Raw genomic sequence first — 231 nt, forward strand, 5'->3', positions numbered from 1 at the left:
CCATCATCTGCCATGACCATTACACCTTCAAAGAAGGCATCGATTGGCGCACGAAGTGCAGCAAGCTTAGACAACGCTTCTGTATAGTTACGTGCAGCAAGTAAAGGCTGAACCACTGGTGTCAATGCTTGAAGTTCTGCATAAAGCGCTTTTTCAGCCGCTTCAACCAGATTCGCTTCAACCACAGCCCCTTCAGGCGTTGCTTCTTTTGCAAGAATATTGGCAACACGT

1 protein-coding gene is annotated in these 231 nt (G+C 47.6%); it reads right to left on the reverse strand.

The genetic code is table 11. The features are described 5' to 3' along the window. Positions 1–231, reverse strand: a 231-nt coding sequence (locus tag B4H32_RS11365; RefSeq protein ID WP_286803132.1) for a DALR anticodon-binding domain-containing protein, incomplete at both ends; no start/stop codon positions are given.

The sequence above is a fragment of the Acinetobacter sp. UBA2063 genome, assembly GCF_002333245.1.
GTDB classification, from domain to species: Bacteria; Pseudomonadota; Gammaproteobacteria; order Pseudomonadales; family Moraxellaceae; genus Acinetobacter; species Acinetobacter parvus.